A 20,102-nucleotide genomic window follows, 5' to 3' on the forward strand; every position below is an offset into this window, starting at 1 on the left:
ACCACAAGACGTGGCGCTTATAGCTGACTTTCCCTGTCCATTAATATAAGTGGTGGAGGCTGACGGGATCGAACCGCCGACCCTCTGCTTGTAAGGCAGATGCTCTCCCAGCTGAGCTAAGCCTCCAGGCCCCCTGCGTTTGCAGGGCGTTTTGCTAGGTGACCCGTAGGGGATTCGAACCCCTGTATGACAGCGTGAAAGGCTGCTGTGTTAAACCGCTTCACCAACGGGCCATTTCTAAGAAAGTGATGGCGGATGGAGTGGGATTTGAACCCACGAGACGGTTCGACACCGCCTACACGATTTCCAATCGTGCTCCTTCGGCCGCTCGGACATCCATCCGTATATTTGAAGTGGATCAAAGCGATCCGCTTGTTTGCCTTTCAGAATTCATATGTTAGCATGCTTTCATCTGAAACGCAAGAACTTTTTTAAAGAAACTTAAAAAGTTCAATGTGACATAACTTTTCTGCTAGGCACAATAGCCATTGTAGCGCGTGGAGCATGTGCTGTCAACGAAAAGTATTGAAAATCTCAACTTTTTTCTCTGTCCCCATCCACGGATGTGAAACACGTATATATCATTACCTGTCAGTCGCTATGTTACTCGCTGAAGGTCACTCTTTTTGTCGAGCCAGCTCGTAACTACACTAACAAGAGATCTCACCATAAGGAATGTTCAAATGGTATAATTTAACTCAAGACAAGACTGGCGGTGGAAGACCACGGCACAGCTTCCTGTAAAGGGGGTGATGCTGATGGTCTCGCTCGGCACGCTTTACCTTTTCCTAAAAGTACTGGCAACCTTGCTAAGCCTCTGGTTTAGCTGCAGGAAGCTCTACCGATGGATAAGAAAGTGGCGTAACAAGCGAAAACCCACCGCCTAAGGTTGACCGCCTGACGGTGGATTCGCTGTTTTAGTATCATGCGCGCCGTGGGTGTTCCACAGCTACTTGTCTCAGGAGCCTTGCCGCTGCAACGGTATTGGCTCCTTTATTATATGTCAGACATTCAATATCTCTACCAATAGTTTAACACCCTTTTTCCATTTCATACAACATTAGCAACAATTTACAAGTAGAAAGGATTTGAAATCGATGACCTCAATCCGTCTCGCTACTCCTCAAGACATTCCTGCTGTCTGTATGATTGATTCAAAGGTGCTCGGTTCAACCAGTCGTTCACCTGAACTTCAAGAAGCCATCGAGCAAGGGCATTGCTACGTGGCGTTAATCGATATGAATATCGTCGGTTTTGCCATCATCAATCAATCGTTTTTTAAGAACAGCTTTATTCATCTACTCATTGTTCACCCTCACTATCAAAAACGCGGGGTTGGCGAGGAGATGATGCACTATCTGGAAACGATCTCCCCTACGGAGAAATTGTTCACTTCCACTAACCTTTCCAACGAAAAAATGCAACGTCTCTGTCTAAAACTCGGATACGCTCACTGCGGAACCCTGACTCACCTAGATCCAGATGATCCTGAAATGTTTTTCTGCAAATACGTTCGTCATCCACTATGATTGATTCCGCTCATAAATCAAACGAAGTCCTTTAAGGGTAAGGTTCTGATCCACGACATGAATACAAGACGTCTCATTGGCAAAAAGCGCTGCCATCCCTCCCGTAGCAACTACGGTAGGTCGCGTACCGTATTCATCCATGATTCTACGTACAATGCCTTCGACCTGACCGATAAACCCATAGAAAATGCCGGACTGCATCGCCGCTATCGTATTACGACCGACTACACTTGCAGGCTTGGCGATTTCGATTCGCGGCAGCTTGGCAGCACGAGTGAAGAGTGCCTCAGTTGATATCCCAATACCGGGAGCAATCGCCCCTCCCCAATATTGTGCCCGCTCGTCGACATAGCAAAAGGTCGTCGCCGTACCAAAATCGACAACAATGAGCGGTGCACCATAATGATGAATCGCAGCAACAGCGTTCACGATTCGATCGGAGCCTACCTCTCGCGGATACTCATACTTGATGTTCAATCCCGTCTTGATACCCGGTCCGACAATCAACGCTTTTTGTTGCATGTACTTCCCACACATGCGTTCAATCGTGAGGTTTAGAGGTGGAACGACAGACGAGATAATAACGCCTCTCACCTGTTCAAAGCCAAGCCCCACGCTACCAAACAAGCTTTTGACGAGCATGCCGTACTCGTCTTCCGTTTTGTTACGATCTGTGGACACTCTCCAATGGTGTTGGAGCTCGTCGCCTTCATACAAGCCCAACACAATATTGGAGTTGCCTATATCTATCACCATTAACATCGAGCTCGCTCCTTATCGCTTGCGCGTATTCAGATCGAGGCTGATATCAAACGCTTTGACAGAATGAGTCAGAGCCCCTACCGAAATGATATCTACGCCCGTTTTTGCAATGTCACCAATCGTCTCCAGACTGACACCGCCAGATGCCTCGACAATGGCTCGTCCATCGATAAACTGCACGGCTTCCACCATTTGATCGAGTGTCATGTTGTCGAGCATGATCGTATCTGCACCAGCTGCCAATGCTTCCTGAACCTGTTCGAACGATTCGGCCTCTACCTCTACTGTCATCGTATGGGGAATAACTGCGCGGGCCGCTGCAACAGCTTGCGCAATACCGCCCGCTCCTTTGATATGATTGTCCTTGATCATCACGGCATCATACAAGGCAAAACGATGATTGTAGCCTCCCCCGACTCGAACCGCGTACTTTTCCAAAGCCCTCAGCCCTGGCGTAGTCTTCCGCGTATCGACAACTCGTGCTTTCGTCCCTGCGACGGCCGTTGCGTATTCACTCGTTTTCGTGGCAATCCCAGACAAACGTTGCATTAAATTAAGAGCAAGCCGCTCTCCGCTCAAAATCGAACGAACCGAGCCGCTGACTTCAGCGATCTGCTGACCAACCTCGACTCGTGCTCCTTCTTCTACTTTTGCCTCAAAGACGAGGGCAGAATCAACCGTGGCAAATACTTGCTCCGCAATCGGCAAGCCTGCCACGATTCCCGCTTCTTTCGCATATAAAATGCCGATACCCTGCTCCGATTCAGGAATCGTGCTCATCGTTGTCACATCACCAAATCCTACATCTTCCTGTAGCCATTCCTCTATTTTTCGCTGAAGCTCCCGTTTATTCCACATCATGCTTCTCACACTCCTCTTGGACACCATCTTCTACGGACTGGATCAAATGCTTCCGCCATAGCAAGTCATCTTTATTCGGAAAATCAGTACGATAATGCCCGCCTCTACTTTCTTCCCGCATCAGTGCCGCTCTCGTTGTCAGGACGGCAGCATTCAGCAGATTGAAGAATTCAAACGTTTCCAGGCTCTCAGGCTCGTACTGATAGTATTGCTCCATTCGCGCAAGCTCTGCTAGTGCTTTCGTTAATCCTTTTTCGTCGCGCTTCACACTGACGTGCCGCAGCATGAGCTTTTGCATTTTTAATCGTTGTTCACGTGTATTGAACGTTTGGGGCAGTTTTTGCTTGGAAACAATCTGGAAGGGATGAATACTCTGCAAATCAGCCAGCTGCTTGATCCGCTCCGCTATCCGGTGACCGAACACAACCGCTTCCGATAATGAGTTGCTGGCCAGTCGATTCGCTCCGTGTACCCCTGTGCAGGATGCTTCTCCACATGCAAAAAGCCGCTTCGTCGAGGTCTCCCCGTTCAAGTCAGTCTGAACTCCGCCCATAATATAATGGCAAGCCGGAGCTACCGGAATCCAATCTGTCACCATATTGAGCCCGTATTGTAAGCAAAAATTATAAATCGTCGGAAAACGACGCTTAATAAGCTCTTCCGATTCGTGAGTGATGTCGAGATACACGAACGTAGACTTCGTCTGTTCCATCTCAGAAACAATCGCCCGGGCGACAATATCACGCGGCGCCAGCTCTTTTTGCGGATGGTACTTGTCCATGAAACGATCACCATTGCTGTTGCGCAAAATGGCACCCTCCCCACGAACAGCTTCCGAAATCAAAAAGCGCGGGGCACCCGGATAGTAAAGCGCAGTCGGATGAAACTGGATAAATTCCACATCTTTAATGCGAGCACCCGCCCGATACGCGATGCCGATCCCATCTGCCGTTGCGATTTGCGGATTCGTCGTATAACGGTAAAGCTGACCTGCACCTCCTGTAGCCAGCACCGTTGCTTTTGCTTCCAGAAAAAACAATTCGCCATCCGGCTTCCGCACGAGGACACCCACGCATTCGCCATCCTGCGTGATGACATCCACTGCAAAATGATATTCCAAAACCTGAATGTTTGGCTGCTCCATCACACGCTTGGACAAAGCGCGGACAATCTCTGCCCCAGTGGCATCTCCGTTCGCATGCAAAATTCGTCGTTTGCTATGCGCGCCTTCCTGTGTCAGCTCGTACTGCCCTTGTTCATCCCGGTCAAATTCCGTTCCATATGCAATCAGTTCATGCAAGCGATCAGGGCCTTCATGCACAAGGACTTCCACAGCGTTATACGAGCAAAGACCTGCTCCAGCGATTAACGTATCCTGTCGATGAAGGGCGGGGGAATCTGATTGGGCTGTTACAGCAGCGATTCCTCCCTGAGCCCAGCGTGTGTTACTATCATCGAGTCCCTTCTTGCTGATCAACACCACATCCGCATACTCACTCGTTTGCAACGCCGTATACAACCCAGCAATTCCTGCTCCAATAACAGCTACATCTGCCCTCATCCGAGGTAAGGTGTGCAAATCAAAGTCCACAATATAACGGGGAATCATGACTGTGTCCCTTCTCTCTTGTAACTGATGATTTTCCACCCATTATAGCAAATACACGCTTGAAGGAGATGCAAAAAAAGAGCGCCCGCAAAAGCGAGCACTCCCCTCTATCCGATTAATTCGAATGCGTTACACATTCCTTACACGTGCCATATACCTCGAACTTGTGCCCCGTCACTTGAAACTCTTCCGGTACCGCAGAAATGATATTCATCGGACATCCTGGCAAAGAGGAAGTCTTTCCACATTCCGTACAAATCACATGGTGATGATGGTGTCCATCTGTCGAACAGGCCAAACGGAATCTGCCTTCCCCGTCCAGCTCCGTCTCTTCCAGAATCCCCAGCTCAACAAAAGTGGAAATGTTGCGATAGACGGTATCGAAGCTGAGTGTTGGATACTGCTCCTTGATTCTCTCCATAATATCTTTGGCAGACAGGTATCGCTTCTCGGCCGCGCAGATTCGAATCATCTCCTCCCGCTTGCCGGTATACTTGAAACCATGTTCTTTCAATATTTGCAGCGCTTCTTCTACTTTCATCGACAAACACTCCTTCCTTTTGTCATATCCGGATAACTCTTACCGGAAAGCGACCCGCAGCTTCTTTACACCCAATACAACCAGCATAACCAGTACTGCCATCAGTACAATTGTACCACCAGATGCCCAATCAAGGAGATAGGCAAAATACAAACCGCTCAATACGGAAAACTCCGCAAATAAAATCGACAAGAAAATCGTTTGTCGAAAGCTTTTCGCGATTTGCAAACTGGCAGCCACCGGAAGGGTAATCAGCGCCGAGATTAACAGGACACCGACTATACGCATGGAAGCCGCAATCGTCAGAGCGACGAGCACCATAAACCACAGGTTGATTGAACGCCTTGCCACGCCAGAGACGCGAGCGAATTCTTCGTCGAAAGAGACCGCGAAAAGCTCCTTGTAAATCAACAAAACTGTCCCTAAAACAACAACTGCCACACCAATCAGCGCATACAGGTCTTCGATGGACACTGTTACGATTTTTCCGAACAAGTACGAATACAAATCGGCATTAAAACCGTCTGCGATACTGATCAATACCGTAAACAGCCCAAGTCCCGCGGACAAAATAATCGGAATCGCCAAATCCTGATACGCTTTGTACACCTTACGCAGCCGCTCGATGAACAACGAACCGATCACCGCAAACAACATTCCGAAAAACAGCGGATTGACTGCGGAGAAGAAGGCGACCTTTTTGGAAATGAGCATCCCGGCAGCTACACCGGAAAGCGTGACGTGTGACAAGCCATCTGCCATCATCGACAAGCGACGAACAATGAGAAACGTGCCCAAAATAGGACAGATCAGACCAATTAAAATCCCTGAAAACAGGGTATACCGCAAAAAGTCATACTGCCACCAATCAGCAAGCATGTGCATATTCCTTCTTTCTTACCTATTTACAAAGCTTAATGATGATGAGACAGCAGTCTGACCGAATCACCGTACATACTTTGCAAGATTTTTTCTTGGTTATGCTCAAAATCGTGCGCTGTTCCGTGGAAGTGAATTTTCTTCTGCACACAAGCCACCTTGGTCACCCATTGCGACATGACTCCCACATCGTGGCTGACGATCATCATCGTCAATCCGTTCTCTTCCTTCAGCGAACGAAGCAAGCTGTAAAATTGATCGATCGATTCCTGATCGACCCCGACTGTTGGCTCATCGAGGATCAACAGCTCCGGTTCAGCTACAAGAGCACGCGCTATGAATACGCGCTGCAATTGCCCACCGGACAAGTTGCCGATACGTTGATCCAGCTTCTCCAACAAGCCGACTCGCTCCACCGCAGCTCGTACACTCTCATGGTGCTGTTTCGTCAGTCTGCGAAAAAGGCCTACTTTACCGACCAATCCAGATGACACGACTTCTCGCACCGTCGCCGGGAATCCACCCGCTCCATGCGCGACCTGTTGAGCGACGTATCCAATGCGATTCCATTCACGAAACTTGGATAGTGGTTGCCCGAACAGCTCTACTGTTCCTTTGTTTGGCGTCAATAGACCCAAAATCAGCTTCATCAGCGTAGATTTTCCTGACCCATTCGGCCCGATGATGCCCACAAAGTCCCCGCGCTCCAGTGTGAATTCAACCTCATCGAGAACCTGTTTGTCTTCATATTGAAAGGAGACGCCTGTGAGCTTAATGACAGGCACCTCTTGTTTATTTGGTTCCATGAAATATCCATCCCTTAAATCGGATTTGTTCTTATTTGATTCCTTTCATCGTACTACGATTTTGCCCGAACCACAAGCATCCTACTAACGAAAAAATGCCGCCTGGGAAGCGACATCTTTTCGAGGGAAAGCTTATTGGAGTGCAGTCTTTAATGTATTCATATTGTCGCGCATGATGGACAAGTAATCGCGACCTGCTTTCACGTCGTCTTCCGTCAAACCTTCCAACGGATTGAGCGTGGCTGTCTTCACGCCAGCTTCCTTCGCAATTACTTCCGCTACCTTCGGAGAAACCAACGTCTCGAACAGCACATAAGAAATGTTGTGTTCTTTTACATGCTCCACCAAGCGCTTCAACTCTGCTGTGGATGGCTCATCAGAAGGATTGACCCCAGAGATTGCTACTTGCTCCAGCCCGTAGCGTTTTGCCATATAGCTGAATGCGCTGTGAGAAACCATGAATTCTTTCTTTGGCGCTTGCGTAACCATATCTTTGAACTCTTTATCCAGCTGCTCCAGGTCTGTTGCTAGTTGTGTGTAGTTTTTTTCGTAATCGGCAGCGTGCGCTTGATCCTTTTGTACGAGCGTATTTTTGACCTTCTCTGCCTGTGCCTTCAGTTGCATCGGATCGAGCCATACATGAGGGTCCAGATCGCCGTGATCATGCCCTGCTTCTTCTGCGTGACTTTCTTCTGTGTGTCCTTCTCCTTCATGCTCATGTTCAGCTGCACTAATCAGCTCGAGACCTTCCGTCGCATTAACGATCGTTGTCTTGTTTTTATCGAGGTTGGTTACAGCCTTCTCTACCCACAGCTCCAAACCACTGCCGTTATAGGCGAAAATATCTGCTCCGGCCAGAGCAACCATGTCTTTTGCAGTTGGCTCGTAGTCGTGAGGCTCTACGCCAGCGGGAACCAGATTCGTTACCTCCACGTGTTCACCGCCGATTCGCTTCGCTACATATTCCAAGGGATAAATCGTCGTGTATACTTTTGGCTTCCCGGACGCGTCACTGCCAGTTTGCGGAGTACCAGCCGTTTCGTTCGCTGCTCCACATCCCACCAGCCCCACTGCCGTAATGAAACTTAGGGCTGCCAACATAGCTCTTTTCATATATATTTCCTCCTGCTCCAATTCAAAATGATTCCGATTTACGCTCTCGTCGTTTTTCATTATACGGAGAGGCGCCCAAAAAGTAAATAGGATTTATTCCGATTTAAACATCATAAGTGTTCATCTTCTCTCCCAGCTTCACAATTTCTCCATCTCATTATGATAAAATAACTGGCAGGAGGTATGTCCAAGATGAAACGTAACTCATGGTTAGCCATTACTTTTATCACCGCAGCTCTGCTTACTGCCGGCTGTGGCTCTACTGATCAAGCTGAACAGAATCATAGCGATCACACGCAGCACGCCCCCAATGGTGATTTGCAGGAATTGACTGCTTCCGCTGATCAGCTACCAAAATTTTTAGACAACCAAGACCCTGTCATTATCGGATCCTACAAAGTTGCTGCCGCAAATCGTGAGTTGCTCAAATCCATTCCATGCTATTGTGGTTGCGGTGAAAGTGCTGGACACGGGCATAATGGCAACTGCTTCATCAAAGAAGAAAAGTCTGATGGCTCCATTGTCTGGGATGACCACGGCACTCGTTGCGGCGTATGCATGGAAATCGCCGTTATTTCCGGCAAGATGAAAGAAGAAGGCAAATCTACAAAAGAAATTCGTACCTACATAGATCAAACCTATGGGCAAGGCTATGGAAAACCAACTCCTACCCCGATGCCTTCCTAAACACATATAACAAGACTTCCCGATGAGGAAGTCTTTCTTTTTTCCCTTTTATGGAATAGAATGATACATAGATATTCGAGGTATCGAAATCCGAGGTATAAGGAGGTAGCTATGGCAGTTAACAAAGAGTTGATGAAAGGCAGTACGGTCATTCTCATTCTTACCTTGCTGGAACAAAAGGCAATGTACGGCTATGAGATGATCAAGACGATGGAAACGAGCTCGAACGGTGTGCTGTCGCTCAAGGAAGGCACCCTCTATCCCATTCTTCATACCCTTGAGTCTGAAGGAAAGGTCGAGGCGTTTTGGAGCGAAGGTGAAGGAGAGCGAAAACGCAAATACTATCAAATCACCCGCGAAGGCAAGAAGCATCTCAAAGAGAAAAAACAGGAGTGGGAATCTTTTCGTACCGCTGTTGACTCCGTGTTGGGAGGGCAGGCAACATGAGCGAAAACAAGCGAATTGCGCGTTACATAGAGGAAGTTTGCGATCAGATCAAAAACAAAGAGGTTCATGCAGCCATTACGCTAGAGTTGGAGAATCATTTCGCCGAAAAGATCGAGGATTATCGTGAGGCCGGGTATGGGGAAGATGAAGCGACTCGAATTGCGATTGCGGAGATGGGTGATCCTGTCAATGTAGGGCGTCACCTCCATCAGGCGCATAAACCGCGGATGGAGTGGGGAATTGTTTCGATTGTGGGAATCCTGCTCGCTATCGGGCTGGTTACCCTGTATTCTCTTCATATTGCGGAAGATAATCGTAATTTGATCGGGAGACAACTAGTCGGTATCATGATCGGAACAGTCGTCCTCGTGGCGATTCTCTTTTGGGATTACAGTAAATTAAAGAGATATAGTAAGTTTCTGTATTACGGCACGATGATCTTACTCCTATATACACTGCTCACAGGGAGTCCTATAGCCGGTATCCAGTATCTGAACATCGGAGATTCTCCACTCCATTTCATTGGAATCAGTCCCTTCCTGTTCATCGTAGCCCTCGCAGGAATTTTCACAGAGTGGAAGGCGCACAATCACTACACCATCGTAAAAGTGATTTCGTACTTCTTACCCCCTTGCCTTCTTCTCACGTTAGGCAAATACGAATTTGCCGTTCTCTTATATGTCGGTGGCTACATCGCGCTCGTGATTGCCGCTAAGCCTAGAAAGCTTGTTATACTGAGCTTCCTCACTATGATTTTCGCGTATGTCGGAGGGAGGGTTTACCTGTTCGCTAAACCTTATCAGCTAGATCGTCTGTTTTACTTCCTGAATCCGTACCTCGAGCCGGATGGAAGAGGATATATCATCATTCAATCCTTGAAAGCCATCCAGTCAGCTACCTTATGGGGACAAGGCTTCGGTGCCTCTCTAGATGCATTGCCCGCCCTTGAATCTGACTATATTTTTGCCTACATGGTGTATATCTTTGGACCAATTGTAGGGATAGCTTTTTTCATTCTGGGCGTTATGCTGTTGCTTCGTTTGCTCCATGCCATCAGACGAGTAAAAGATGTATACGGATCCTTGCTTTTATCCGGTATGGTTGTACTCTTTTTCACGCCGTTTTTCTGGGGTATTTTCATGACTGTCGGTCTGGCTCCCCCTATCACTGTGAATCTACCATTCGTTGGCTTTGGAATCGTGCATACCGTATTGCAAATGGCCTTGATAGGACTCGTCCTGAACATTTACCGACGAAAAGACATCCAGCCTTTGACCAAAGCCTCCTAATAGAAAAAGGGAGAAAAGCTCTCTAAGCTCTACTCCCTTTTTGCATTTTATCAGACTGCCCCTTAAGCAGGCGCTACCGCAAGCATGCGCTCCAACGAAGCACGTGCCGCATCAGCAACATCTGTTGGCACAAAAATCTCCGGCTTCATATTCTCCAGCGCCTCGACGCACTTCTTCAGGTTGTTCACCTTCATATTCGGGCAAACGAGGTACTTGGAAGCGAAAATGAACGTTTTGTCCGGGCTGTCCTTTTCCAGCATGTAGCGTGTGCCGTCTTCCGTTCCGATAATAAACTCTTTGTGCGAAGACTCACGACAGTATTTCAGAATTCCGGTCGTGGAACCAACGTAGTCAGCCAGGGATACCACTTCTGGGCGGCACTCCGGATGAACGACAACCACAGCCTCAGGGTGTTGCTGCTTCAACGTCATGATGTCTTCTACAGACAGTTGGTCATGCGTGTTGCAGTACCCTTCCCAAATAATCATTTTCTTGTCCGTGAATTGGGATACATAGTGGCCAAGGTTTTTGTCCGGCACCCAAATGATCTCGTCACTGTCGATCGACTCGATCACGCGCTTCGCGTTGGACGACGTACAGCAGATGTAGGTTTCAGCTTTGACATCCGCAGAAGTATTGATGTAAGCCACTACCTTTGCATTTGGATGCTGTGCCTTGAGCTTGCGGAGCCCGTCTACGTTCACCATGTCCGCCATCGGACAGCCAGCCCGTTCATCGGGAATAATGACGGTCTTCTGGGGATTGAGAATTTTTGCACTTTCTCCCATAAAGTGAACGCCACAGAACAAAATCACATCGGCATCCGTTTCTTTCGCTTTTTGCGCCAACCCAAAGGAATCTCCAATGAAGTCAGCGACCTCCTGAATCTCGGGACGTTGGTAAAAGTGAGCAAGAATGATGGCATTACGCTCTTTCTTCAGCTGCAGCAGTCGTTCACGTAACTCAGCGTTGCGCTGGGCTTTTTTTTCTAACGCTAAAGCGTCCATGGAAAAAATCCCCCTACGGTGGTGTCATAATTTACGGTCATTGTAAGCGTATAACCTCACCTTGTCAACGTGGTACGTCTGAACGAAACTACTCCTCGTTGAACAACCATTGCAGTGCTGCTGGTACGTATTGCACACCCAAGTCAAACGAGTGGAAGTTGCTCTCATAAATTACCTGTCGGATCGAGTCCTCATGAAAACCATTTTGCAGCAAATATTGATAAACTCTTTTGCTATTTGGCACCATCCATTGCTGTCCGTTCGTTCGACCCGAGCCCTCCGCATGACCCAAATTCATGTAAAGGCGCTGGCCTGTATCACGAATGGTGAGCTGCTCGATCCAATCTACGATCCCCGGGAACCAGAAGGAGCCGGAAAAGCTGCCAACCCGTCCAAAAACATCGGGATAGCGTAACCCTGTGTAGACGGAAATGAGTCCCCCAAAGGAAAAACCCATGATCCCGGTGTACTCTCGCTCCTGTAATGTGCGGTATTTGCTGTCGATGTACGGCTTCAATCCATTGGCGAGAAAATCGGCATAAACAGAAGCGTTTCCGCCAAACTGCTTGCCAGACCCCGGCTCAAAAATATTCGGCGACACAAACGGCGTATACTCATCATTTCGGTCGAGCGATTCAATACCGACAAATAACAAGCCTGGCAGTTGAGTTGTCGCGGTTAATTCTCTACTCTTCCGAAGAACATCACTATCTTTCGGGTCAATCAAATCACCGTCATCCTGCAAATAGACAACCGCGTAACGCTCTTCGCTTTGATAATAGCCCTTCAGGTAAATAGATTGTGAGCTTGCGGTTTTGGAACTGCTCCACGATAGGTTGCATTCTCCCTTCCTCCTCCTTTCTCAAAAGCTTTCGTTGGTGGACATGTATTCGAGTACCCTATTCGTCGCATACTTGATCGCCAACGGTCCTTTCGTACTAATCGATACATCCAACGGGAATACATGCTTTTCTTTTACGGCTTTTAACGATTGCCATACTTTGCTTTGGTTTAACTCCGCCATCGTTGTATCCATTCTGTCCGCATGATCGACCACGAAAATATAATCTGGATTAAGAACCGTGACACCCTCCAGTGAAATCACATCGCCCTCCAGCTTGTACTGCCCCGGAGACTTCATTCCCAAGCCTGTTTCTTGGTCATATGCATACGAAACGTCATTGTCGTCCAGTACATAAAAAGTGCTTCCATCACCTGTCGCCCGTAAAAACGTTACGGACTTGTCTTTATGCTTGGCCAATTTCTCCCTGGCTTCACCCATTAGCGTCTGCAAATTCGTAATATAATCCTCGGCCATTTGCTCTTTGCCGATCAGTTTGGCGTATTCGCGGATTGTTTCTGTCCAGCTCCGTTCCTCCGTATTGTTAATCATGGCCACCGGCGAAATACTGCTTAAATCTGCGTATACTTCATTGTGTGTCCCGGAGAAAGCGACAATCAAATCTGGATTTAGGTCTGCCATCATCTCTAGATTCGGCGTCCTCACTTCCCCGATATCTTTTACCGTTGCGGTACTCGCGTATGGCTTCAACGTTTCAAAAGTAGTCAGCATGCGGTCAGCGAGTGTAGACGCAATCGGTGGCGTTTCCAACGCAAAAAAGTATTCCATCATCCCGAAATGAGTCACGACGATGCGCTTCGGCTCTTTGGGAATCACTACTTCTTTTCCGAGTGCATCCACATACGTTCGCGGCCATTGTTGCTCTGTCGGTTGTGAAGTCGCCTCTGTCGCCGAAGTCGCAACGGGTGTAGCATGCTGTCGTTGTACCTGAACATGCACTGAGTAACAAAGCAAGCCCCAGCACGAGCTTGTGCATTCTTCCTTTCACGTCTATTCCCCTATCCCTCTGAGAATGATTTTCAACAACAATCAGATTGTATGTTTCATTCGATAGGAAGACAAATTCTGATCTTAGCCTTTTCATAGGATATTCTGAGCCTTCATCAACGTACAATGCTTGCTCCTTGAATTGTCCGGGAGTCAGACCCGTATATTTTTTGAAGGCTCTGATGAAATAGGAGAAATCCGTATACCCGACACCTTCCGCCACTTCCTGAAGAGTGGCATCCGTACGAACCAACAAGTCCTTTGCCTTTTCGAGTCTCACACCAATCAAATAATCGATCGGACTATGACCCGTCTGACGCTTGAACTGCTTCGACAAGTACGGAATGCTGTAATTCAACGTCTGAGCGATTGCCTCCAGCGTGATTGGTTCCGCATAGTGTTGATGGATGTATTGCTTCGCAAGGAAAACGAGATCATGTTGGGTAATCCCCTCTTCTTGCTCATCCATCTGATCAAGCAGCTCGCAAATAAACAGATGAAACCATCCTTTGGCCCGCAATTGTCTCAATTCATCCTCATCCCCGCTGTTCCAAACGGACCGTAGATGATCCAACTTGTCCAACAGAGTGATAGGCTGCTGTGGCACAATAGAATAAGGAGACAAAAACCAGTTGCGGGATTTCAGGAGATTCATGATTTCCTGACGACTTGGCAACGGAATGATTGCTTTATAGAAAATGATATAGGATTCCCATTCGTTATCCGTAACGCTTACGTTGAGAGTCAGCCCTTTGCCCCCATGAATCACATGAAATGTATGGACCGGGTACATCACATCATTGAGCTGCACGACTGCTCGACCTCGAACCGTAAACAAAAACACGCTGGCCGGGAGCTGATAAGCCGTTATTTTTTCACCTGGCTGCACGATCTGATGGCGTACATCCAATACTTTCACGGATGCATGGTTCCACAAAATCATAAGCTCTTTGCGCATCATCGTTGCAATCACTCTCCACTTGCCAGTATTTATATGACCATTATAATTGATAATAATTCTCAATAACAACGAGAAAAAAGCAGAAACCGGCCTGTACAGACGCAGTTTCTGCTTTTTCATTCTCTTACTCGCCTTTATCTCCGAGAACGCGCTCCCGAATAAATCGGGCAACGCCTTCCTCATTATGGTGTGGGGCGATATATTTGGCCACTTGCTTGATCTCGTCAGAAGCGTTTTCCATTGCGACGGAATATCCTGCGCCTGTTAATGCCTCACGATCGTTTTCTGCATCGCCAAATGCCATTACTTTCTCTGGGGAGATTCCCCATTTCTCACAGAAGTATTGAAGCCCTTCCCATTTGGAAACCCCTTGAGGAATCACTTCGACATTCTGCTTGCCAGATGAAGTGATCGTCACTTGCTCGCTCCAAGGCCTCAGTTGCTCTTTCACCCACTCAAGACGATCCGGGTCTTGATGCCAGATGAAGAACTTGACGATTTCTACTTCCCCGGACTCTACTTTTTCCAGCATCTCTGCCAATGGCTCTACGCGAGCGAGCCTGTAGTAAGGAAATTTCAAGATCGAGAAGCCTTCCACAGATGCGTCCTCACTCAGAGTCGCTTCCAAGCGTTCACGGTCTTCTTTGATCATCCAGCGATTGCTGTTGGTATCATGAAGCTCATAATATATCGTTTCTTGCCTCAATGCATGGATCGCACCGATTACCATCTCAGTAGGAAGGAGCCATTTACGGACCAACGTGCCATCCCCTTCGAAAACAGCACCCCCATTGCTACAGACATACCCGTCAAAAGGAAAGGATTCGATCGGAATTTGAGCGGAGCCATACATCCTGCCCGTAGACAAAACGAGTTTGCAGCCTTGCTGTTGTAATTGGCGAAGTGCTTCTTTGGTTCCTTCTGTCAGCTTTGATTCGTGAGTCAGTAAGGTTCCATCCATGTCAAATGCAGCCATACCCGGTGTAAGCAACATATCCAATCCCTCTCATTCGCTTTGGATTTGCCATTGAGTCAACATAGTGAAGGAGAAGAAAAAGCACAGTTCTCTTCGACTCTGACACGCCAGCAGGGGGGATTCACTGGCCGTCTCCACTTTAAAAAGGGGCCCGTCGAGCCAAAGCCACCCTACGGGCGGAGGTTTCTCAAAGAAGAAGTGTTCGACAAGCGTGGTCCCCTTTTTTAAGTTCCGACTAGGTAGGCGTTGTCAAGGTCTGCGAGCCCTGTGCTTTTTCTTCTCACCAGCTTTATTGGTTCATCGATACCTTTTAAAAAGGTAACCTAATACATTCCGATATTGCAAAAAAGGGCACCTGAGGCGCCCCTTATTGTTTCGGTTCTTCGTTTGTATCTTCTTGCTTTGGTTCTTCTTTTACTTCTTCTTTTACTTCTTCCAGCTTCGGTTGAATGTTCACGACCACATCTTTATTTGCGTCTGGATCGTTATCCATTTTACCTGTTTCGATCAATTGCTTGATCTGCTCAGCATCGAGAGTCTCTACACGGAGCAGCGTGTTCGCAATCAGATCGAGCTGATCACGGTGCGTCGTCAGCAATTCTGTACACTTTGCGTAGCACTCGTTGATAATATTTTGCATTTCTTGATCGATCTCGTATGCAATCTGATCGGAGTAGTTACGCTCATTGCCATAGTCGCGGCCCAGGAATACCTGTCCTTGACTCTTACCGAACTGCATCGGTCCGAGCTTGCTCATTCCGTATTCGGTAATCATGCTGCGAGCGATAGCAGTCGCGCGCTGGAAGTCATTATGTGCGCCGGTACTAATGTCCCCAAGCACTATTTCCTCCGCAACACGTCCACCCAACAGACCGACGATTTTGTCGAGCAGGTCCGTTTTGGTAGCAAAGAAACGGTCTTCTTTCGGCAGCATCACTGTGTATCCGCCAGCTTGGCCGCGCGGAATGATTGTTACCTTATGTACCATTTCTGCATTTCTCAGATGGTATCCGATGATTGTATGACCAGCTTCGTGGAAGGCTACTAGGCGTCGTTCGTCTTCGCTCACTACGCGAGACTTCTTCGCTGGACCAGCAATTACGCGGTCGATCGCTTCATCCACTTCTGTCATGGTAATTTGCTTTTTGTTTCTACGGGCAGTCAAGAGAGCTGCTTCATTCAACAAGTTCTCCAAATCTGCACCCGTGAAGCCCGATGTACCCCGAGCAATCACGTCCAGCTTCACGTCTTCACCAATCGGCTTGTTGCGGGCATGAACCTTGAGCACCGCTTCACGGCCTTTGATATCAGGACGATCTACTGTAATTTGACGGTCAAAACGTCCCGGACGCAAGAGAGCCGGGTCGAGAATGTCAGGTCGGTTGGTCGCAGCGATCATGATGATCCCTTCGTTTCCACCAAAACCGTCCATCTCTACGAGCAACTGGTTGAGAGTTTGCTCGCGCTCGTCGTGGCCGCCGCCGAGTCCAGCTCCGCGTTGACGACCCACAGCGTCAATCTCGTCAATAAAGATAATGCAAGGAGCATTTTTCTTCGCATTTTCAAACAGGTCACGTACGCGAGATGCACCCACCCCAACGAACATTTCCACGAAGTCAGAACCAGAGATACTGAAGAACGGTACACCAGCTTCGCCTGCAACAGCGCGAGCGAGCAAGGTTTTACCAGTACCTGGAGGTCCTACAAGCAGTACCCCTTTTGGAATACGAGCACCAACCGCGTTGAACTTACGGTTGTCTTTCAGGAAGTCAACGACTTCCTCCAGCTCAGCCTTTTCTTCGTCCGCTCCTGCTACGTCGTCAAAGGTAACGCGTTTCTTTTCTTCGTTGTAAAGCTTCGCGCGGCTTTTACCGAAGTTCATGACTCGGCTTCCGCCACCTTGGGCGTTGTTCAGAAGAAAGAAAAACAGGATGAAGATGATGACAAAAGGAATGATAGAGGTCAAGAACGTGAGCCAAATGCTGTTGCCCTCCGCAGGATTGAACGCTACATTCTTCACTTTTTGTGCATCGATTTTCTCTTCGACTAGCTTCACAACATCTGAATCATACAAAGGAACATTGGTAAAAAATTTGTTGCTTTCCTGTCCCGGAATAGCTTTTGCCAACGTACCCTCAACCCTGTAAGTACCATTCTCTGGTCGAAGCGCCAACTCAGTGACGTTGTCAGCTTTTAGCTGTATCCGGAATTCCTGATATGTAAGTTTCCCAACCTTATCAGTACCGGAGAGGATGAAATTCACGATCCCGACCGTGACAAGAAAAATCAGTAGGTAGAACCCGGTATTACGAAAAAAGCGATTCATTCCTTACCTCCTCTCACGAACAGACACTTTTCACATTTTATCATAGAAAGCACAGTCTCCACAACAAACCTACTTTGTGTAGACCTCAGGCTTCAATACACCGATATAAGGCAGATTACGGTAGTGCTCGTCATAGTCCAAGCCGTATCCCACAACGAATTCGTCTGGAACATCGTAACCCTTATAGTCTGGTGAAATATCCACCTTGCGACGCTCTGGTTTGTTCAAGAGAGTCACCACTTTTACGGAAGCAGCTTCCCGATGGCGCAACAGCTCTACCAAGCGGCTCAGCGTCAGCCCACTGTCCATGATGTCTTCTACAACCAGCACATGTCTGTTTTGCACAGATGTATCGAGATCCTTCAAGATTTTCACCATGCCGGAGGATTCTGTCCCGCTTCCGTAGCTGGAAACAGCCATGAAATCCATTTCGCACGGAATATCCATGTGACGGATCAGATCAGCCATGAAAACGACTGCACCTTTCAGCACGCAGATGACCAATGGATTTTTATCCTTGTATTCTGCAGCCAGCGTCTTGCCTAATTCTTGAACTTTTACTGCGATATCCTCTTCTGATAGCAAAATCTTCTCGATGTCTTGATTCATGAAAAAACCTCCCGCCAATCTTCTCCAAACTCTACCCGCACGTGTAGAAAACGCCTGGTCTGTCCACTGACAGGCGCTACGGCGGAACGGCGCACACCTGGTATCAAAATCACCTCATCGCCCGCCGTCAAAAGCGGAAGTTTGTCACGCCATGCTCGCGGAAATTTGGCATCAATCAATAAATCCTTTAGCTTCTTCTTTCCATCTGCTGAGCCAAACAGGGTGATGCGGTCTCCAGGTTTTCGGTTACGCAAATACAGCGATCCTGGCAACTGATCGGCATCAAAGACCGCTTCATTCGCCGGGAGTCGCTCCCAATCCATGGGACCTTCCAGGTAAGTAATATGTACCGTGGCCTTACTCTCGTCGATCCAGGTTACACCGGGAACGGCGAGCTCGTAACTATACGTATGTATGCGATCCTGTCGCTTTCTACGACGAAAAGTGATTCGCTCGTACACCCGGTCGACTACCAGGTCATTGGGCAAATGCAATTCCGCAGAAGGGCGACTTCCCCCTAGCATGTGCAAAACGGTCTCCACATGTTGCGAAGACCATTCGGTATGTTTTGAGAGATAACTTAATATTAGAGTAATCATTCTCCTTTGTAAAGCAACGTCACAAGTTTGAAACTTGTCATTGTCCATCAAAAATGCTTCGGGTTTTTTCTCAATCGTTACCTCGTCCAACTGCTCAATCGCCAGCCTCATTAAAAGCGCTTCGTCCTGCCGGATTGCCTCTGCGGTAGCCAAGATATGCTCCCGATACTTGTCATTCACTTTTTCCAATAAGGGCATGACATCCAGACGCAGCAGATTGCGCGTATACTTGCGCGATTGGTTGCTGCTATCCTCACGAGGGACAAGTTGATGTTCCCGACAGTAGCCTTCCAGTTCTTGACGCGTTTTATGCAAGAGCGGACGCACGAGCTCAATCGGGCAATCCGCAAGCATTCTTCGCTTCGGCATCCCTGTCAGTCCATGCAACCTGCTGCCTCGCACAAAACGAAAAAGAATCGTTTCCACCTGATCGTCAGCATGATGGGCCAATGCCAGCTTGGTCGCTCCTTGCGCCAGACCTACTTCTCGATACAGCCGATAGCGAATGTCGCGACTTGCTTCTTGCCCGCCCAGTCCCGTTTTTTCCATATAAGCGGGGACATCATACTCAAACAGGTGGAAAGCCACGCCGAGTTCACGACACAGCTCTTCTGCATAGAGTGCGTCCTGCCTTGCTTCTTCCCCACGAAAGCCGTGGTTCAGATGGACAGCATGCAGCTTCCAATTATACTGGTATTGTTGATTGAGAGAAGCCAATATATGCAACAGTGCGGTAGAATCGTTGCCACCGGAAACTCCGACAACAATGGTCTCACCTGGAAGCAAAAGCCCCTCGGACTCAATCTCATTGCGCACGCTTGCCAGCATAGCGGGCTCCTTTCCAAATCGTCAGAACCGAAATTCCAAATATAAGTCCAGAAGCAATCGCGCCAGCCACCATCAAAGTCTTGGTCGCCAGTGTAATCCCTCCGACATAATCGTTGTTCACAAAAGCAAGCATGGCTTTGTAAGCCAACGATCCTGGTACCAGTGGAATTATGCCCGCGACACTAAAATTCGTAGAAGGAACTCGCAGTATAATAGATAAGAGCTGACTGAGCAAAGAGACAGCCGCCGCCGAAACAAACGTCGACAACAATACCTCTGCACCGTAGATAGGAAGAATCGAGTAGACGAGAAAACCGACCACTCCAGCAAAACCACCCGCTACGATGGTTCGAACCGGCACATTGAACAGCACACACCACGCTACTGAAGAGGCGAAGCTAAGCGCCAATCCTTGTATCAACAT

20 protein-coding genes and 3 tRNA genes are annotated in these 20,102 nt (G+C 48.2%); 4 read left to right on the forward strand and 19 right to left on the reverse strand.

Going from position 1 to position 20,102, the window contains the following annotated elements:
• Nucleotides 1–50: 50 nt before the first annotated feature.
• The 3 genes from HP398_RS27395 to HP398_RS27405 all read right to left on the reverse strand — a co-directional run bounded on the left by HP398_RS27395 (nucleotide 51) and on the right by HP398_RS27405 (nucleotide 342).
• Nucleotides 51–126, reverse strand: a tRNA-Val gene (locus HP398_RS27395).
• Nucleotides 127–159: 33 nt separating this feature from the next.
• Nucleotides 160–233 (reverse strand) — tRNA-Glu (locus HP398_RS27400).
• Nucleotides 234–249: 16 nt separating this feature from the next.
• Nucleotides 250–342, reverse strand: a tRNA-Ser gene (locus HP398_RS27405).
• A 755-nt stretch (nucleotides 343–1,097) separates the two neighbouring features.
• Between HP398_RS27405 and HP398_RS27410 the strand changes: the two genes are divergently transcribed.
• Nucleotides 1,098–1,529 carry a GNAT family N-acetyltransferase gene (locus HP398_RS27410; protein WP_017246975.1) on the forward strand — a complete coding sequence of 144 codons (432 nt, stop codon included), beginning with the start codon at nucleotides 1,098–1,100 and terminating at the stop codon, nucleotides 1,527–1,529.
• Here the strand turns inward: HP398_RS27410 and HP398_RS27415 are convergent.
• The 7 genes from HP398_RS27415 to HP398_RS27445 form a co-directional block, all read right to left on the reverse strand.
• Nucleotides 1,524–2,291, reverse strand: a complete 768-nt coding sequence (locus tag HP398_RS27415) for a type III pantothenate kinase (RefSeq protein WP_017246974.1) — start codon at nucleotides 2,289–2,291, stop codon at nucleotides 1,524–1,526. The two genes, HP398_RS27410 and HP398_RS27415, sit on opposite strands and share 6 nt — an antisense overlap.
• Nucleotides 2,292–2,303: 12 nt before the next feature.
• Nucleotides 2,304–3,152, reverse strand: coding sequence for a carboxylating nicotinate-nucleotide diphosphorylase (gene nadC, locus HP398_RS27420; protein ID WP_017246973.1), 849 nt, complete (start codon nucleotides 3,150–3,152; stop codon nucleotides 2,304–2,306).
• On the reverse strand, nucleotides 3,139–4,761 hold the full coding sequence (gene nadB, locus HP398_RS27425; RefSeq protein ID WP_017246972.1) for an L-aspartate oxidase: 1,623 nt from the start codon (nucleotides 4,759–4,761) through the stop codon (nucleotides 3,139–3,141). Before nadB ends, nadC begins: the two co-directional genes overlap by 14 nt.
• A 115-nt stretch (nucleotides 4,762–4,876) precedes the next feature.
• Entirely contained in the window at nucleotides 4,877–5,302 is a 426-nt protein-coding gene (locus HP398_RS27430) for a Fur family transcriptional regulator (RefSeq protein WP_016740938.1), read from the reverse strand.
• Between the two features lie 39 nt (nucleotides 5,303–5,341).
• Nucleotides 5,342–6,181: a metal ABC transporter permease gene (locus HP398_RS27435; RefSeq protein WP_007729939.1), complete on the reverse strand. Its 840-nt coding sequence runs from the start codon at nucleotides 6,179–6,181 to the stop codon at nucleotides 5,342–5,344.
• Nucleotides 6,182–6,216: 35 nt separating this feature from the next.
• Nucleotides 6,217–6,987 carry a metal ABC transporter ATP-binding protein gene (locus HP398_RS27440; RefSeq protein WP_173624217.1) on the reverse strand — a complete coding sequence of 257 codons (771 nt, stop codon included), beginning with the start codon at nucleotides 6,985–6,987 and terminating at the stop codon, nucleotides 6,217–6,219.
• A gap of 132 nt (nucleotides 6,988–7,119) precedes the next feature.
• Nucleotides 7,120–8,100, reverse strand: coding sequence for a metal ABC transporter substrate-binding protein (locus tag HP398_RS27445; protein ID WP_017246971.1), 981 nt, complete (start codon nucleotides 8,098–8,100; stop codon nucleotides 7,120–7,122).
• 192 nt (nucleotides 8,101–8,292) lie between these two features.
• Here HP398_RS27445 and HP398_RS27450 point away from each other — a divergent pair, with 192 nt between their 5' ends.
• From HP398_RS27450 to HP398_RS27460, 3 genes are all read left to right on the forward strand, one after another.
• On the forward strand, nucleotides 8,293–8,787 hold the full coding sequence (locus HP398_RS27450; protein WP_017246970.1) for a PCYCGC domain-containing protein: 495 nt from the start codon (nucleotides 8,293–8,295) through the stop codon (nucleotides 8,785–8,787).
• Nucleotides 8,788–8,898: 111 nt separating this feature from the next.
• A complete protein-coding gene (locus HP398_RS27455; protein ID WP_017246969.1) occupies nucleotides 8,899–9,234 on the forward strand; it encodes a PadR family transcriptional regulator in 336 nt (111 codons plus the stop codon).
• Complete coding sequence (locus HP398_RS27460; RefSeq protein ID WP_017246968.1) at nucleotides 9,231–10,523, forward strand: FtsW/RodA/SpoVE family cell cycle protein; 1,293 nt, start codon at nucleotides 9,231–9,233, stop codon at nucleotides 10,521–10,523. Before HP398_RS27455 ends, HP398_RS27460 begins: the two co-directional genes overlap by 4 nt.
• A 62-nt stretch (nucleotides 10,524–10,585) precedes the next feature.
• On the opposite strand, the gene nadA is transcribed toward HP398_RS27460, so the two are convergent.
• The 9 genes from nadA to HP398_RS27505 form a co-directional block, all read right to left on the reverse strand.
• A complete protein-coding gene (gene nadA / locus HP398_RS27465) occupies nucleotides 10,586–11,530 on the reverse strand; it encodes a quinolinate synthase NadA (RefSeq protein WP_007729946.1) in 945 nt (314 codons plus the stop codon).
• An 88-nt stretch (nucleotides 11,531–11,618) separates the two neighbouring features.
• Nucleotides 11,619–12,275: an alpha/beta hydrolase gene (locus HP398_RS27470; protein WP_254476414.1), complete on the reverse strand. Its 657-nt coding sequence runs from the start codon at nucleotides 12,273–12,275 to the stop codon at nucleotides 11,619–11,621.
• A gap of 117 nt (nucleotides 12,276–12,392) precedes the next feature.
• On the reverse strand, nucleotides 12,393–13,163 hold the full coding sequence (locus tag HP398_RS27475; RefSeq protein ID WP_217368918.1) for an ABC transporter substrate-binding protein: 771 nt from the start codon (nucleotides 13,161–13,163) through the stop codon (nucleotides 12,393–12,395).
• A complete protein-coding gene (locus HP398_RS27480) occupies nucleotides 13,108–14,460 on the reverse strand; it encodes a helix-turn-helix transcriptional regulator (RefSeq protein WP_173624219.1) in 1,353 nt (450 codons plus the stop codon). Before HP398_RS27480 ends, HP398_RS27475 begins: the two co-directional genes overlap by 56 nt.
• A gap of 4 nt (nucleotides 14,461–14,464) precedes the next feature.
• Nucleotides 14,465–15,334, reverse strand: coding sequence for a Cof-type HAD-IIB family hydrolase (locus tag HP398_RS27485; protein ID WP_017246963.1), 870 nt, complete (start codon nucleotides 15,332–15,334; stop codon nucleotides 14,465–14,467).
• A gap of 349 nt (nucleotides 15,335–15,683) precedes the next feature.
• On the reverse strand, nucleotides 15,684–17,642 hold the full coding sequence (gene ftsH, locus HP398_RS27490; protein ID WP_017246962.1) for an ATP-dependent zinc metalloprotease FtsH: 1,959 nt from the start codon (nucleotides 17,640–17,642) through the stop codon (nucleotides 15,684–15,686).
• A gap of 69 nt (nucleotides 17,643–17,711) precedes the next feature.
• Nucleotides 17,712–18,251 (reverse strand): hypoxanthine phosphoribosyltransferase, encoded by a 540-nt coding sequence (gene hpt / locus HP398_RS27495; protein ID WP_017246961.1) that lies wholly within the window; start codon nucleotides 18,249–18,251, stop codon nucleotides 17,712–17,714.
• Nucleotides 18,248–19,678: a tRNA lysidine(34) synthetase TilS gene (tilS, locus tag HP398_RS27500; RefSeq protein WP_173624220.1), complete on the reverse strand. Its 1,431-nt coding sequence runs from the start codon at nucleotides 19,676–19,678 to the stop codon at nucleotides 18,248–18,250. The genes hpt and tilS overlap by 4 nt, the downstream gene beginning before the upstream one ends.
• On the reverse strand, nucleotides 19,656–20,102 hold the full coding sequence (locus HP398_RS27505) for a threonine/serine exporter family protein (protein WP_017246959.1): 447 nt from the start codon (nucleotides 20,100–20,102) through the stop codon (nucleotides 19,656–19,658). Before HP398_RS27505 ends, tilS begins: the two co-directional genes overlap by 23 nt.

This window comes from Brevibacillus sp. HB1.4B (genome assembly GCF_013284285.1).
Taxonomy (GTDB): Bacteria; Bacillota; Bacilli; order Brevibacillales; family Brevibacillaceae; genus Brevibacillus; species Brevibacillus porteri.